We start from the raw sequence: 16977 nt of genomic DNA on the forward strand, positions 1-16977 counted from the left end.
CGTCTCCTTTATCCATTGATAATATACTCATAAATATCTTCTCTGACCGGCGTATCCAACGCCCACTCAATCTCTACTGCTGTCTTGTCCGTATTAGCCATGACAAATTCTTCGGTTCGACCCGTAGCTGTCATCCGACCAAGATAATAAAATTCTTTGGAAATCTTATCATCCTTATTCTTTCTCACAAAAAGCTGTACATCAATCCCCCGTTCCTTTGCTTTCAGGAAATTTTGCACATCCTCTGAATCCCTGCTTCGCCCACTTTTCGAAATAGCAATCAGACGATCCGCTGTGAGAAAATGATCTTCGTATTTTGTTGTATCGCTGATATCCTCCTGTTTATCATAATTGATAAATACAGGAAATGTTTTTGTCTTCTTATCATATTTATACCCACCGATATTCAACGGAACTTCATTACGCTCCCAGTTTAACAACCGACAGGCATCCTCATACGTATATTTCTGATATAATACCAGATCCGTATCCTGATATGTCTTACTATAGTTCATCTGATACCGGGCGATACCAAACTCCACAACTTCTTCCAGTATCTTATAAAACTCCCGATTTCCAACATCTTTTCAAAATTTTCGGAAACCCGATAATCTTTCCCTTCTTTTTCAAGAAAAACACAGGAAGCATACGTTTTCTTTGCCGCACTGGTTGGAAATTCATTCGTCATGATATTTACTACATTTTCCGCGCAGTTTTCTGTCATAGCACGATGATATTTTTTCTCCAGCGCTTGCTGCAAAATATTCAACAGTCCATGATGATACTTTAGCATACGATTCAGAAGTTCCAACTCATGAATTCTTTTCCCGCTGGCTAATTTTTTACATATGAATTCAATAACCTTTTCTTCCTCTTCGGAAAGCCGTACCGTATATTCTTTCTCGTATTTCACCAGAAACTTATAATACGAACCCAGACTGTTATTCTCAAAAATCCGCAACACATCCATCTCGCCATATCGGTCAAAATCCGATAGCTTCGGAATATGTCCCAGTTTATTTTTAAGATTTGTATAATTCTCTCGGATTAGCTTAATATCATTAAAATTCGCCGTATCAATCGCCTGGAAAATCCTTTTCCTGGAAATTTCATCAAAGTGAATGGTACTTGCTCCCGGAATCACCCGTCCGCCTTCGGTTACATACCGACGAATATTATCTTTGTTATAACTTCGGTCTCCGGATAACGCAATTGGAATCATAAAATTATTACGATAATTTCCAATGAAATCCAGAACCACCACGTATTCCTTATTTTCTGCTTTACGCAGTCCCCGACCCAATTGCTGGATAAATACAATCGGAGACTCCGTAGGACGCAACATGATAACCTGATTGATTTCCGGCACATCCACACCTTCTGAGAAAATATCCACGGAAATAATATAATCCAGTATATTTTCTCCAGCATCTGCTGCCAGCCGTTCAATTGCATCTGCCCTTGCTGACTCAGAATCATTTCCGCTTAATACCTGTGTTCTCCAACCACGCTTATTGAATTTCTTTGATAATTCTTTTGCTTCATCAATCCGGCTGCAGAAAATCAAACCCTTCACCCGATCACCACTATAGCTGAAAAACTCCGCCTGTTTCATAACATTTGTCACACGCTCATCCGAAGTCAAACACCGAAAATTCTCCAGTTTTTCCTCTGCTCCCTTCGCCTCATCCGCAATCACTTCCAGATCTGTAATTCCAAAATAATGGAATGGGCATAGCAAATCTTCTTCCATAGCATCCTGCAACCGAATCTCATAGGCAATCTGATGATTAAAAATCTCATAAATATTTCTGCCTTCCAGATTATCATCTCGCTTATCCGGTGTCGCAGTCATACCAAGCCACAGTTTTGGTGTAAAATACTCCATCACTTTTTTATAACTGTTGGCAGAACTATGATGTGCTTCATCAATAATAATCGCGTCAAATGCTGTCCGTTCAAAAGCATGCAATGTCTGTTCTTTACTGATAGTCTGAATAGTTGCAAATATATAATCTTTGTCCATTTCCTGATACTGACCGGTAACCATTCCCATCGAAACACTGCAGCCAAATACTTTACGGTAAGATTTCTTTGCCTGCTTTGCAATCTGATTCCTATGTACTAAAAATAATACCTTCCGAAAGCCAAGCTCTCTCATGGCAAAGGCAGAAGCATACGTCTTTCCCGTACCTGTCGCACTGATCAGTAACGCTTTATCTTCCCCTGCATCATATATTTTCTGCAGATTATTGATAAATCCGGTCTGCATGGAGTTTGGTTGTAACCGATACGCCTCTAACGACGGAATCTGTTCCTGGCGCGCCAGTTCCTTCTGTTTACGGATAATTTTATTTCTTGTATAGTTTTCCGTATAACTGTCAATAAATTGTTCAAATTCCACCGCCTGCGGAGAATTCCACAAATCCTCAAATTCTGTCAGTACACTTTGCGCATATTCCCCTTGTTCCGTAGAAACAATCCTCGTATTCCATTCCCGATTCACAGTAAGCGCACTGAGTGTCATATTGGAACTTCCCACAATAATCCGGTACATCTCTTCTTTTTTGAAAATATACCCTTTTGTGTGAAATCCTTCTTCTGTCTGATCTGTTACATACATCTTTACATGCAAATTGGAAAACTCTTCTAATTTCCGCAACGCCTTCGGATCACTGAATGTCAAATAATCCGTTGTCAAAATCCGCCCCGGAATCCCCCGCTTCTCCAGTTCTTTTAATGTCTGAAGCAGCGGTGTAATTCCACTCATCGTGATAAATGCCACACTGATGGCAAACTGCTCACAGGATAATAATTCATCCTCAATGGATGAGATTACCTTACGTCCCTCTTTGTAATTGTTGGATACAAACTGCGGTCGGTAAGCCAGGTTGGAGGAGACGGTGTGGTCGATGAAAGCTGTGGTTAACGCATAATTCAAATTCGTTATTTTTATTTTATTCATTTTTAGTATCTTCTCACTATCAAATCAAATATATATAAACTCAATTTTTTCTTGAACTGTATTGTCTTATTATATTTAATATCAATTAGTAATTAAACAACTTCTCGCAAAATATTTTATTTATGTCATTTTCTTCTATTAAATATTCTGATACATCAACTATTTTTTGGATTTCAAATCCAGTTATGCGCATTATCTCACTCACAGTTAATCCTTGGGCAATAAGTCTAGCTATTCCGTTCAAGGCAATTGTTGTTGCTGTAATATTGTTTTGGCTTTCTGTTGAAAATTTACTTTTTACAGTTTGTAAAACAGAATTAGAATCCAATTTTTCTCCCTTTGTATTTGTAAAAAAGTACGTTCTGTTATGATATTCTTGTAGATAATTGTAATAATTCATATGCTCTAGTATTTCATCATATAATTTTATTTTATAAACACCTTTGCGATTTTTTATAGTCATAATACCATTTTCCAAATCTACATTTGTTCTAACTAAACCAACAATAACGTTTAATTTAAATCCATAATTTAACAATAACTCACAAATAACCTTTTGACCATATTGATAAAAATTATTCACATTTAGTTGATCTATAATTGTATGTAAGCAAGCAAGTTCTTTCTCATCAATAGGAACATATATTTCACGTTCCAATTCTTGATTAAGATTTCGGCAAATATTTGTAATTAAGTGTTTATTTCGGCACCCTCGTTCTAACGCTGGACAACATATTCCTCCTAATTTTGAAATGTATTCGGAATAAAACAAATCAATGGCACTTAAATATCTATTTACCGCTTCAACTCCCTTTACTTTTTTGCTACTTTGGCAATATAACATACAAGAATGCACAATATCATATTCCGTTATCACATTATTGAATAAATCTTTTAATCCAGAATATTCAAAATCTTTAAAAAACTTTACAAAAGCAGCATAACATTGTCCATAGTTTTCCCGTTCATATTTCTTTTGGTTATAATATTCTTCCACAGCTATTTTTAATACATCATTCATTAAGTTCCCCTATTTTCATCAAGTATATTTATTTGTATTTTTCTATTATTACTCTAATAATGTCATCTTTTATACTGCATAATCCATATTATTTGGTATTATTGAATTTTTATAAAATTTCACAAATATCAGATAATATTTTATAGAAATATTTATTCTTCATATTCGAAATATTCTTTTGCCAGTACTTCAAATACCTTGGCGCTTGTATAAGAAGCATATTTATGATATTTGTCTCCTTTAGCTGAATCAGCAAAATCGCTCACAGCTTTTAACGCAACAAATTTAGGTCTTGGATTTATTCCCCAATTGGCTGCATAGTACATACCATATATTTCCATTTCAATTCCTAACACTTGTCTATCCTGATTTTCCAACACATCCTTAACGATTTCAGGATCAGTTACTACGGAAGCTCCCGACACAACAGGTCCAATTAGCAACTGTAATTCTGTTCCTGGAACATCTCCCATTCTAAAATTATCTTTTATTTCTCTTAATTTAGTTTTGTTTTGACTTAAATTTCTACAATAACTTGTCATTTTGGTATCTATAGTCAATGCGTTAATTGAATTTAAATGGTAAGCACTATCTTGATTTCTAATATCCTTTCCAGCTCTATAATCCCAAGAAGTATTTGCAACAATTACATCACCAAAATTCATTTTATCCGGTTTCGTTCCACCAGTGATTCCAGTCATAACCATATATCTAGGTGCAAAATTATTAATCATTTTTGTTGCTAATGATGTTGCTGCCACCATACCCATTTGGTTTGCAAATGACAATACGACTGAAATCTTTTTATCTTCTGTATCAAAAAAACCTTTATAGTATATATCATCGTCATATTCCACTTGATATTTTTCAACGCTAACTAAGGAATTCTTGATCATTTCTGCTTCTTCTTCTAATGCGCAAATAACTGCTATATCAAAATCATATATTCTATGGACAGTGGTATTTTTCACGATAGAAATTGCTGCTTCTACACAAGAATTCAATTTATTTTCCCATGCATTTGAACCCTCATCATAAAAGATTGCCGTATGTATTTTTCCTTCAGAACTACTAAATACTTCTGTACTTTGTTCATATCTAGATACAGAAATTACGTATCTGGGATACGAATAAAATTTTGAATCTTTTATTGTCTTTAACAAACGCATTCCACCGTCTTGTTGCGGATTTTCACCAAAAATTTGTGGTAAACAAATATCCAAAATCATAATATCAAAATTTCTTTTTTTTAACTCCCGTTTTGCAGAATTAATACAATTGGCAACAATTATTTCAATATCCTCTGTAATTAGGGGTTCTAGTACACGCCTAATTGCTTGTATTTTGTTAGCTGCATCGTCTACAATTAGTATATTAACCATGTTCTTCTCCTATATTTTCTCTAATATATCTTTCAGTTCCATACTCCAATCATCATTTCCATAAAAAATTGTTCCCTTCCATATATCTTTAAACCCCTCCTGAAATTCTGCATTCAAAGAATCTAATGAAATTTTATCGTCATCAAATGTTTCAAACTGTGTAATAATAACCACGGGAACAATAATTTTTCGATTTAACATTCTTTTCATAATATTTTTTCCTGCAACAGGTTTTTTATCACCACCACTTTCAGTATGTGTAATATCGTAAGTTGGCAATGACATATCTAAAATAATTAAATTCCATTTATTTTCATATACTTTTCGCACCCCGCTATTAAAAGAATATGCTTCTTCTATGCTTGCCTGTGGATATATTTCTATAAGTACGGTTTTTATTTGTTTTAATTTATTCGAATTATCTTCAATTAATAATATCTGCATTTACACCTCTCAAAATCTAATTTTCATAAAGAATATATTTTTCTCCTTTATATAACCAAAATCAATATCTGGTTCTCTTTTTAAATCATATGCTATAATTTTTACAATTTTAGGTATACCAGTACCTCCCTCTCCTTTCACTTTTTCCAAATACTTCCCTGTTTGAATTAGCTCTTTAGCCTGCTCCACCTTTAGTTCATCCTCAGAAATATTAGCAGAGCAATTATAATCATTCTCAATGTAAATATAAAACTTCTGATTTTTATATTGTAATTCATATCGAATTTCAATATTTATTCCATCCGAAGAGATAGCTTTTTTATATATATTATCAAACAAGTTATAAAATATTCCATCAAAATTTTTCAAATATCCACCTGAAATCTTTTCACTCTCAACTGGCTTTAGCGCTTTTGCAATAAAGCGTTTTTCTGGATGCATATTTCTAATTGTTTGAAGTCCCAAATTAAAAGCAAACTGTAAATCAAAATCATTATGTTTACTCTCTGTACTTCTTTGAAACCAATAACATATTTTATCAAGAGTATTCAACATATCTGTCGACGCTTCAGCTATTTTTTGTTGCAAATCACGTAACTGAGCTTTATTATTGATTTTTGATACTGCATTTTTTAACTCTTCAAAAGAAGTATTATAATCCTGTGCTATTTCATTTTTTATTATTTTTTTAATTTCACATAAATTTTTTTCTGTTATTTCCCATAAATGATTTATAACAATATCTAAAAATTCTTCAAAAGTTGCGACTTCTTGCATTTCAAGTGTTATTTCAAGATAGTCTAAACTATTTAGTCTGTAGTCAAATATACCATCCGTAACCTTTTCTTCTGTTCTGATTTGTATATATGTACCCTTTAATTTTGAAATTATTGCTTCAGTTTTTATATAAAATTCCGTAATAGCCTTTTCTACTATTATTAAATCCTGTCGATTTGAATAATTATTCCAATGTGGATCTAAAATATATTTTCCTGTATGTACATCTTTCCTTGCACTTAAAAAAGCTTTAGATAATGGGCTCCTTAGTTCATCTTCTAACGTACCGTGACGTATATTTAAACTAAGATATCCGTTTAATCCATATTCGTCACTTGAAACAAATGCATCTCTGATATGTAAAATCAATTCTTTAAGAATTCTTTCTGGGGTATTTTGAATCACACGTAATCGTTCTGCAGTATTATCATCCCATCCCATTGTTACCTGCTTAATTCTCTCGTCCTGATAAAACTGATATCTAATGAAATCACTCTTATAAGCTTTTTCTAAACGATCTTTCATTCCATCAACATTAACATGAATTCTATTTTCTTCTATAATTTTCAACTCAGCATTAATCATTAATTTCTGTGTTATTTCACGAATTTCCTTTTCATATTCTTTCAAGTTATCCGGATCTAATTGAGTTAATATGTTACATATTTCTAGCCGTTCTTGATCTCTTTCTTGTGAATTTTTAAACATTGGAATCGAAATATCTAATATCTTAGTGCTACAAACGTTTTTTAAAAAATATATTAATTCCTCTCTTTTATATTCCTGGTTATAAATATCCATTTTAGTTGGCTTTTCTATATCTCTAAAAAGGAAAAAATCTTCACATATAATTCCTAAATCATCAAATTTCTCTTTATTAAAATATGTTGCATAAACATAATATAAGATTGGAGTGCAAATATTAGCTCTTACCGTCTCTCCACTTTTTTCAATATATCTAACTATCTTTTCTAATGGAATAAATAATGAAGTGAAAACATTATCTATAATAAGCTCCGACGATATTTGCATCGCAATTTCCAAATATTTATCTAGATCAATATCACCTAAAAAATTACTCATTGATCTAATAGCAATCAAAGCATCTTTTCCTTGTATTTTTCTTAAATGCTTTATTTTTTTCGAAATAGAAATATTTTTATTATATACAATAATCAAATCTCTTATCTGATCTATACCACATATTTGTGAAGCAATATCGTACTTTTCATTTAGTAGTGCACATCTAAATTTAATATATAAATCTTCTTCTTGATTCATTTGTTTAATAAAATTAGTATTTTTCTCTTTTCTCCAACATGCTATCATCGTCTCTATATCTAAATGCTGAATGTTCGAGATAATATCTGTACACATAGACCTCTGTTCATCTCGCGTTTGGCAACGATATACAATATTGCTTAAAATTCCTTTTGACCATGTCGATTGACTACAAGCATTTGCAAACTGCCTCACATTTTCCATACTTTCATCTCGATTTTTATTTAACATATAAACATTCGTTAAATTTTTCAAAAGCATACCTAAATTTTTATCTCCACATATCTCTGTTTCATTACCCAGCAATATATTTGATTCAATATAAAGATTCATGGCTCCTATATTATTAGGAAATTTTTGTAATAAATCAACCGCTTCTTTTTTTGCTTCTAATATATTCCCTTTTATAAATTCACATCTAGCATAATCCAGCCGTGTTTTTGGTATATATTTTGTTTTTCTATTATCCGTGTCGTCTAAAACAAAACGTAATGCATTCAAATGATCATCTTCAATATCGTCTAATAATAACACATATTCCTTTAGTATCATTCGTATTTCATTATTTTCAGGCAACGTAACTATATAATCACACACATCAATGAAAAATATATATCTATCAATTAAACTCGTTTGCCGCATTACACTAATTATCTGTATTATTTTATCTTTATCTAATTCATACACCAAAGAACTTATTTTATACGCATAAAATTCTACAATATTTTTATCGCCTACAAAATATTTCTTGACAATATTAATTTCTTTATTAGCAATATAAAAATATTCATCACTTGTAACGTTGTTTCTATTTTTCAATTCATAAAAATTCATTATTGCGTCAAGGACTGTTTCTGGAGTGGTCTTTTTAAGTTCAGTTTTATCTAGGTTTAGTTTCGATGAAAGGTAATATTTGCATTCTAAACTCCACAGTGAAATTCCCAGAGATTTTTCTACATCTTCTACAACGCCTAACGCCTCCTCATATTTATTCTGCAAAATGTAATTATCGTATAATTCTCTTGCTCTTACAAAGATGGAAATCGATTCACTATAGAATCGTAAACAATAAATCATCCAACGCAATTCTAAACGTAAATCATTTGTGAATTCAATAATGTTCCTATATCTCCCATATTCTGATATATTTTCAGGGAAAAAATTGCTTGAAATATAAGGATTAGCTATAGGCGATGAAATTAATCTATTCATATCATTTTCGAATATTTTCTCATCTGTTTCTTTCAATATATCATTAAAAATTCTTTTAATCTGTATTAATATTTTCGATGCTTGTTTTTTATCTCCTTTTTTTGAATATGTTTTTATTCTATTTTGCATAATTAACCCTTTAACTAAATCTATTCTATCTGACATATATATCGTCTCCCTCAAACAATTATCGTTAGTTTCTGTACTCTTTGCTTTCGTGCAAATGCTCTCCTATTTTTTAAGTTTATTTACTGTATTTTTTGTTAGCTTCTCTTTTTCAATAATCATCCATATTTTCTTATCCATTCACTAATTCTCTTAAGCTATCTAAGAGTAGTTTCCTTCAGTGCTAAAAATCAGCAGTGAATATATTATTTTCCTTTTCAAGTCGACCTACATTCCGTCACTATACATTTCTCTTAACTCGTCCGCTTGCAACTCTTCGCATAAAACTGAAACTTCTTCGCCACTTCATTCAACGATCCAATCGCATAATACCCATCCTTATTTTTCCCCACGCACCCTATCAACGGAGATGCCAGGAATTTAAGGATATCTTCAATTTCATCCAGATTAGGATTTATCGAAAATCTCTCGTCATCCCTCACTGTCCGATAAATCTCACGGGAAGTAAGGATCCCTTCTGTCACTTCGTCTTTGCTTTCGTTTACAAGACATCCCACAATTGCATCTACCAATAAACCGTAGCGTTCGGTTCGGTTTCTGGCTTCGTCCAGGACACTGATATCTACGATTCCTGTCTGTTCAAAGATCTTTTTGTAATCTTCTCCGGTTAATGGAATCCCTACCTGGTTGCGAATCAACTGTTCCAGTGTGTCCACATCAATCAGTGCAACTTTATGTTCTTTGCATCGGTTTAAAAGTCGTTCACCTCGAAAAGAGCATCCAACAATTGCAGAATAATCCGCATGATGAAGTTTTCGGTGGTCTTTCAAAGTGTCAAAGTCAATCTGATCCTCCGTAACATTTCCAGATTGCGTAGATTTTGCATCTACCGCGACTGCATAAGATAATTTGGGGGCTGTTCTTGCTTTGATCAGGACATCGGTTTTTCCGGAACCGCCAAGCCAGGTTGCATCATAGCCGATAAAATCGAATGCTGCTTTTATGGCTTTTTCAAATCTGTTGGGATTGTAGGAATCTTTACTGGACAGTCTTAATTCTGTAATAAGGCTTTCACAGGAATCATCGTAACAATCGCCTGCATTTTCCTCTTTCTTTATTTCGGATGATTTCACACTCTCTTTCGCCACAATGCCAAAAGTATCCAGAAGTTTTTCTCCTCTGGCAGTGAGTCCATATTTATCGTTTGTCACACTGTAAATCAGCTTGGCGGCAGATAAAAGAATCAGTCTTTTACGCGTTTCATCAATACTTTCCCTGTCGAATCCGTAAGATACCTTAGCTATGATAGAAAGCGTTTTTGCATTTTTCGGTTCTTTTCTGAGCTCTGCCAGCAATTCATAGACAAATAAATATCTTGCTTCCAGACATGCGATCAGATCAACCGGTGATTGTTTTTCAATCCATGTATTTCCAAGTTCAGAGGTTACATACATATTCTTACTGATACGATCAACAAATCCTATTTTTTCCAGAAATGAAAGAAACATATTCGACGATGACACTGCAATCTGATAATTGATTTTCGAATATTCCCGAATCTCCTCGATAGAAATCGCCTGATTCATCAATTGCAAATATGCGCTGATTGTTATACATGCATCGGCTGTTTTTCCCGGCATGTATCCGATCGCCATTCTTTTTTTCTCTGTTGGTGCAGGCTTTAAGGCACTTGCCCATTCTGACATTGGAAGCTGGGTTTCCAGAAGTGTTTCGTCCGGTTCTTCCTCTGTCTCTGACGGCATAGTAACCTCTATCTGCTGCAGAAATTCCTGTCCTTTTTGTGTCAGACTATACTCCAGTTTATATTCTTCAAACCGAACCATATCCACATCCCGAAACCATTTGATCCGGTTATGAATTTCAGAATTTGTTTTCCAGTTCAAATGATATTCTTCTGCAATTTTCAGGAGTTCCTGTGAGTTTTTTGGTTTTTGAAGATAGAATAATATTTCTCCCATAAATACAATTGTTGAACAGAAAACAGCGGTAGAAAAGCAACTATCCTGTCGTTCCAAAACCATTTCTCCTAATTCTGTCAGCGTCCACACCTGTTTCTCTTTATTAACCAGACCAATCGGACGGATCCATTCACACATTCGACCTAAGGTGGCTGTGCTGTTGCTTCCTTCAATATTAAGCATTATATTTGCTGATTTACCGTCCTTGACCATTTTCAGAATATAGTACAACACTTTATCCTGCCCCATATCTCCACTGGGCAGTTTTGGCATTCCAAATGCTTTTTGTTTCCATTCTCTGTTTTCCGGATATTCACTATTTGTCATTTGTTTTTCCCCCACTATATCACATACATTGGCAACATGTGTAATGAACTTATTTTTGCTTAAAAATCATTTAAACTCCGCCCATCCCGTCATAATACTTCCGCAAATCTTCCCTCATCTGTCTCCGCACTCTTTCCCAGTCTTCCTCTTTCATTTGTCCAAACAGCGCATGGTTCATCGAAATCACGCTCAAATCTTTCGAATAATACAGAAATCTCTTTCTTTCAAATTTTTCAAATGGATTCGTAAGCATATTTCTCTGCACCGCTTTTCGGTCTTTCAGCATTTTTTCATCATACGGGCAGGTGCTTCGATCCACCTGGAGTCCTCTGGCCAATCTGTCCTGATAAAAGGCAATATAATCATCCAGAACATCTTCTATTTTCGCGTCTCCGATAGCATCTATATGTTTCACAATCGCCAGCAGGAACGGCATTTTATACGAAAGTGAGTAATCTCTTTCTTCCAGGAATTCAAAGAAATCTTCTTTGATCGTACTGTCATTATGTTCTTTGATGTTTAATTCTTTCCGGTATTTTTCGACATCGTCCGGACTGAACAGGTAAATGGATTTGTTGCCGAACCGGTATTCTACACTCGGCACGATCTTTTTCTTTTTGACCCAGCTTGTCACGGTTCCAGTACTGACGAAATATTCTCTGGCAACCTGTTCCTGACTGAGATAATCGCCATATTTTTCCTCGAAAGAATTGATATCGACTTCCATGATACGTTCAATTCTTTCTTTCAGCCCATCGATAACAACCATATCTCCGGGTGTATAATCTGTTTTTATAATATCTCCAAACGGCACATAATATGAATTGGCAAAGATCGTGTGCATATTACAGGCTTTGATCATTGCACCATACTCGTCCACCACATCGATAACGATAATATTTTTCTTTGTATCCGTTTTCCGCAGTCCTCTTCCAATCTGCTGCAGATAGAGCACTTTGGAAAGCCCCTGTGTGTTAGGATAGTTGTCAGTGAAAGATAATTACTTTTGTGGTAGTATAGAGCCATCACAGGAAGGAGCTTTCACTATGAACTATAGTCCAGAATTAAAGGATGCACTCCTTAGAAGGATGCTTCCACCAAACAATGAATCCATTACCAAGATTTCCAGGGAAGAAGGTATCTCTGAACAGACACTTCGTAACTGGCGGGATAAAGCCAGAAAGGAAGGTTATGCCGCTCCTGGTACAGATGCTGTCCCTGACGACTGGAGCACACAGGACAAATTTTTAGTTGTCGTTGAAACAGCAAGCATGAATGAGACGGAACTTGCTGAGTATGCCCGTAAAAAAGGACTTTATATTGAACAGATCAAAGCCTGGAAAGATGCCTGCATGAATGCAAATGGCGGTATCGCGAAGGAAGCTTCCCGGCTTAACCGTGAACTCAAGGATTCTGAAAAAGAACGCAGAAAACTTGAAAAAGAATTACAGCGCAAGGAAAAAGCTCTTGCGGAAGCGGCAGCTTTACTTGTACTGTCAAAAAAAGCAAATGCGATCTGGGGGGATCCAGAGGACGAATGATCAGCGCCCCAGACCGCGAAACTGCTGTACTGCTGATCGATGAGGCCATTGCATCGGGGGCTACCTGCAAAAAGGCATGTGACCGTCTCGGGATCACGGAACGGACTTTCTACCGTTGGAAAAAACGAAAGACAGATACGGATTCCTATGGGGATGGACGTCCTTCAGCAGATCACTCGGATCCTGCAAATAAGATATCGGCAGAGATACGCCGGGAGATCATAAGTATCTGTAACAGGCCAGAATACGCAAGCATGGCACCATGTGAGATCGTTCCTGCATTAGCCGATGAGGGGATTTATGTTGCCTCTGAATCAACCTTTTACCGTGTATTGCGGGAAGAAAAAATGTTAAATCATCGTGGACGCAGCGAAGCACCAAAACACAACCGTCCATCTACATACAGCGCAACAGCTCCGAATCAGGTGTATATGTGGGATATCACTTATCTGAATGGACCACATAAAGGGATGTTTTATTACCTGTACCTTTTTTCAGACCTTTATGACCGTAGTATCGTTGGCTGGGAAGTCTACGAAGAAGAAAGTGCAGACTGTGCCAGCAGCTTGATCAAAAGGATCTGTCTGAAACAAGGCCGGCTCACTACAGAACCGTTAGTGTTACATTCTGATAACGGCTCACCCATGAAAGGGGCAACAATGCTGGCGACACTGTATCAGCTTGGAATCACCCCTTCAAACAGCAGACCGCGTGTGAGCAATGATAATCCATACGCCGAAAGCCTATTCAAAACGCTGAAGTATCGTCCGAATTATCAGCCCAAAGGATTTGGAACACTGGAAGAGGCACGGGAATGGGTCAGCCTGTTTGTAAAGTGGTATAACCACGATCACCATCACAGTGGGTTGAAGTTTCTTACTCCATACCAGCGCCGCAGCGGCTTGTCTGATAAGATACTGGCCAAACGCAAAGAGGTCTACGAAGCTGCCAAAGCAGAGCATCCAGAACGTTGGAATGGACGTGCAACCCGTGACTGGAGTCTTCCAGATACAGTGTATCTGAATCCGGATAAGATGCCGGAGCAGCTTGAAACAGAAGCTGAAAAGACTGCTGTATCATAAAAATCAATTCATTCAAAATGCTAGCGCTCAAGCAGGGTTCTGTGCCTGACGTGATTGCCAATAAATTAGATCATTTATTGATACTCACGTCAGGTACAGAACAATATCTGATAACCTGCACGAACAAAAAATATAAATTTTTACTGACAACTACCTTGACAATCAGCGAAGCGTAGGTCTTGCCATAACGAGAATTCCCAGTTCCGGATAGTCCCAGCCCTCGGAGATCATATTACAGGCACACAAAAACCGAATCTTCTTCTGTTTAAAATCTGCCATAACAGCCGCCGGATTCTTTGTCTGTCTGGTGTAGCTGGCTGCAGTGATATTGGCTTTGTTGAGTAGTTTTGCCATCTCATTTGCATGGGCAACATTGACACAAAAGATGACTCCCTGCCGTCTGGCAGCTTCTCCGTCTCCAAAATATTCCTGAAGGACATTGACAATCAGCTCATTTCTTGAAGTAACCCGTATTCTTTTTTCAAGATCTGCATTGATATAGTCTTTTCCGTTGAATCGGACTTTTGAAAGATCAATATTTGTTTCGATCCTGTAAACATTTGCCCGGGCAACGATTCCTTTTTCCATGGCTTCTTTTAAGGATAACGAAGTGGAGTATGTTCCGAAAACTGTTTCCAGTTTTTTCTTATCCGGACGCTGATCCGTTGCGGTAAGTCCAACCGTAAAATCCGCCTCATAATACTGAATCACTCTTTTCAGCATCGGTGCAACCGCATGATGCGCCTCATCCACTACGATATAATTGTAATAATCTGCTGGAAATTCCGTATAATGTCTGCACATATAGGCATAGGTTCTGATCTCAATTTTCTCTGCCAGTTCCGGTACGGATTCCTGTACTCTTGCCCTCCAGTCCGCAAGAATATTGATTCCCGGAACCAGTATCAGTCCTCTGAATCCCGGTTTTTCTTTTGCAAATTCGCGCAGGTCTTCCTCTACAATCCTGGATTTTCCGGATGCCGTTGGTAATACGATCAAAAATGCTTTGATACCTGCCATTCTACGTTTTTGTATTTCCTGTAAACTGATCGTCTGGTGTTCATATAATTCCACTTTTCTGTCGATTTTCAATCCGTCATCGACAAATGCTGTGGTATCTTTTCCGAAATATTGTTTGATATCATCTTCGATTCGATTTTGAAACGCACAATCTTCTTTTGAAAATCGGAACAGTTTGATTCCCCATAAAACACAGGTATTCTGTTTCTTCAACTGTTTTTTGTATTTTTCTTCTCCGATAATCTGTGGATGATGAAAACTCAGTCCATTTTCTTCTACAGCGTATCTTTCATTCTGTGTTCTGATAAAATAATCGAGAAAATAATTGTTTCCGTTTTCATCACAGATTCCATATTCGCGTGTCAAATATCTGAGCGCATTCATACCGTAGGTATTTGAAAAGCTATCCTCAAAATGGATCTCCAGAGGTGATGCATCCGCCTGTTCTGCCCGGTCCCCAACGGTTATCCTGTAATCTTCAGGTAATGTCATTTCATCGTTAGCAAGATAGCTGTCAACTTCAGACTGTATATAACCTAAGAAACGAAAAACTCTTTTAAACTGATGGATATAACTGTTCTGTTTGTTTGTAATAAGCATATAAGAAAAAACAGGCTCACCCGGGTTATGGTCACAAATATTTTCATCAATAATGACCATATCGATGCCATTATCATAAAATCTTGATATTCCACCATTCGGGTAGTTCACCTGTTCTCTCAAAGAAAAATCTGTATGTTGTATCAGAAAATTATCGCTATCTGCTGCTCTCACCATATTCTCTGTCTCCATTATTTTAAATCCGTATTAAAAATGATGCATTATTTTATATTATAGCATATAACAGGTAATGTTTCCAAAGCTTTTCGACATTTTATAGTGTATTTTGCTATTTTATTCGACACTTCTCGACAAATTATTATTTATTTTTCCAATTCATATTGTTTTCCAGATGTTTCTTTCCATAATCAAAATTGCTCCACTGGATCAATTATCGATATGAAATGCAATAAAACCGCTATTACCGTTCTTCCAGATAATAGCGGTTTATAGCAACCTGTTCTTTACTTTCGCTCCATCTCTTCTCCCACTCTCTCCAGCAAATGTCCAATTGCAAACATCACCGTCTCATAATGCATATACTCCAGAATGTTCCGGTCCACCAGCACCTGCAAACTCGCTGGGAATTCGTCATCGGATTCCCAGAATCTCAGTACGACAAGCAGAAACGAAAACATTTCCAGCTGATAAGCCACATCGTCTTTTTCCATCTTAATCCCATGCAGCCGCTCGCAGGCTTTTGCAAGTTCTGCAGTCTTTCCATCGAATTTCTTTCCTGCATCCTTGAAAAAGTTACTGTCATTTGCCAGATTTCCTCCCCGCACCGTAGAAAGGCTGCCGATATGAACCCATTCATGGGCGGGATGACAGTATTCTTTGGAATTACACAGGACATCGTAAATTGTCATGGCTTCGTTGTAATTTGCATTTTCTTCCGTCTGGAATTCATCCACAGACCAGGTGATTCCTCCGGTGATGCGGTTAATCCGGTATTTTCTTCCTACAAAGAAAATATAGAGATACTTTTCATCATGCTCCAGAGCAAATTTCCGGATCATTTTTTCCTGATCGTATTCCAGGAAATGGGAGGACATACGGTCTTTCATCGTTTCATAGTTTGACATGTCGATTTTTCCTTTCTATGGATCATATATTATCCAAAATCTGGATTTTTTACTTGTTTTGGATAATATGTTATCTATAAAAATCATATCACATCAAATAAAATTTGCAATTTTAATTCCATCTTCAGCCACCGC

Annotated in this window: 9 protein-coding genes and 1 pseudogene; 1 reads left to right on the forward strand and 9 read right to left on the reverse strand. The window is 36.0% G+C overall.

The features are described 5' to 3' along the window. Positions 1 to 8: 8 nt before the first annotated feature. The 7 genes and pseudogenes from ETP43_RS08400 to ETP43_RS08430 form a co-directional block, all read right to left on the reverse strand. Positions 9 to 2965 (reverse strand): annotated as a pseudogene (locus ETP43_RS08400) (DUF3427 domain-containing protein). A gap of 85 nt (positions 2966 to 3050) precedes the next feature. Next, complete coding sequence (locus ETP43_RS08405; protein ID WP_129257739.1) at positions 3051 to 3986, reverse strand: hypothetical protein; 936 nt, start codon at positions 3984 to 3986, stop codon at positions 3051 to 3053. A 152-nt stretch (positions 3987 to 4138) separates the two neighbouring features. Further along, positions 4139 to 5368, reverse strand: coding sequence for a 5'-methylthioadenosine/S-adenosylhomocysteine nucleosidase family protein (locus ETP43_RS08410; protein WP_129257740.1), 1230 nt, complete (start codon positions 5366 to 5368; stop codon positions 4139 to 4141). A 9-nt stretch (positions 5369 to 5377) separates the two neighbouring features. Next, positions 5378 to 5812 carry a DNA-binding transcriptional response regulator gene (locus ETP43_RS08415; RefSeq protein WP_129257741.1) on the reverse strand — a complete coding sequence of 145 codons (435 nt, stop codon included), beginning with the start codon at positions 5810 to 5812 and terminating at the stop codon, positions 5378 to 5380. A 9-nt stretch (positions 5813 to 5821) separates the two neighbouring features. After that, positions 5822 to 9247 (reverse strand): hypothetical protein, encoded by a 3426-nt coding sequence (locus ETP43_RS08420; protein ID WP_129257742.1) that lies wholly within the window; start codon positions 9245 to 9247, stop codon positions 5822 to 5824. 254 nt (positions 9248 to 9501) lie between these two features. Next, positions 9502 to 11514 carry a restriction endonuclease gene (locus tag ETP43_RS08425; RefSeq protein WP_129257743.1) on the reverse strand — a complete coding sequence of 671 codons (2013 nt, stop codon included), beginning with the start codon at positions 11512 to 11514 and terminating at the stop codon, positions 9502 to 9504. 70 nt (positions 11515 to 11584) lie between these two features. Beyond that, entirely contained in the window at positions 11585 to 12469 is an 885-nt protein-coding gene (locus ETP43_RS08430; RefSeq protein ID WP_129257744.1) for a DEAD/DEAH box helicase, read from the reverse strand. 91 nt (positions 12470 to 12560) lie between these two features. Here ETP43_RS08430 and ETP43_RS08435 point away from each other — a divergent pair. Continuing rightward, positions 12561 to 14137, forward strand: a protein-coding gene (locus ETP43_RS08435; RefSeq protein WP_408608685.1) for an IS3 family transposase whose coding sequence is annotated in 2 segments (ribosomal slippage) — positions 12561 to 13023 and positions 13023 to 14137 — 1578 coding nt in all. Because the reading frame shifts where the segments join, the coding sequence is not laid out codon by codon here. Positions 14138 to 14299: 162 nt separating this feature from the next. Here the strand turns inward: ETP43_RS08435 and ETP43_RS08440 are convergent. After that, the gene (locus tag ETP43_RS08440) at positions 14300 to 15934 is read right to left on the reverse strand and encodes a DEAD/DEAH box helicase (RefSeq protein ID WP_207668920.1); all 1635 of its coding nucleotides are present in this window, start codon (positions 15932 to 15934) and stop codon (positions 14300 to 14302) included. 287 nt (positions 15935 to 16221) lie between these two features. Beyond that, positions 16222 to 16842: a DUF3786 domain-containing protein gene (locus tag ETP43_RS08445; protein ID WP_129257746.1), complete on the reverse strand. Its 621-nt coding sequence runs from the start codon at positions 16840 to 16842 to the stop codon at positions 16222 to 16224. Positions 16843 to 16977 lie beyond the last annotated feature (135 nt).

Source organism: Blautia faecicola (genome assembly GCF_004123145.1).
Lineage (GTDB): Bacteria > Bacillota > Clostridia > Lachnospirales > Lachnospiraceae > Oliverpabstia > Oliverpabstia faecicola.

What these genes read in the sequence shown, in the direction of transcription:
- ETP43_RS08405 (WP_129257739.1), bottom strand. Translation starts at nt 3,986, where the DNA reads ATGAATGATGTATTAAAAATAGCTGTGGAAGAATATTATAACCAAAAG.
- ETP43_RS08410 (WP_129257740.1), bottom strand. Translation starts at nt 5,368, where the DNA reads ATGGTTAATATACTAATTGTAGACGATGCAGCTAACAAAATACAAGCA.
- ETP43_RS08415 (WP_129257741.1), bottom strand. Translation starts at nt 5,812, where the DNA reads ATGCAGATATTATTAATTGAAGATAATTCGAATAAATTAAAACAAATA.
- ETP43_RS08420 (WP_129257742.1), bottom strand. Translation starts at nt 9,247, where the DNA reads ATGTCAGATAGAATAGATTTAGTTAAAGGGTTAATTATGCAAAATAGA.
- ETP43_RS08425 (WP_129257743.1), bottom strand. Translation starts at nt 11,514, where the DNA reads ATGACAAATAGTGAATATCCGGAAAACAGAGAATGGAAACAAAAAGCA.
- ETP43_RS08440 (WP_207668920.1), bottom strand. Translation starts at nt 15,934, where the DNA reads ATGGTGAGAGCAGCAGATAGCGATAATTTTCTGATACAACATACAGAT.
- ETP43_RS08445 (WP_129257746.1), bottom strand. Translation starts at nt 16,842, where the DNA reads ATGTCAAACTATGAAACGATGAAAGACCGTATGTCCTCCCATTTCCTG.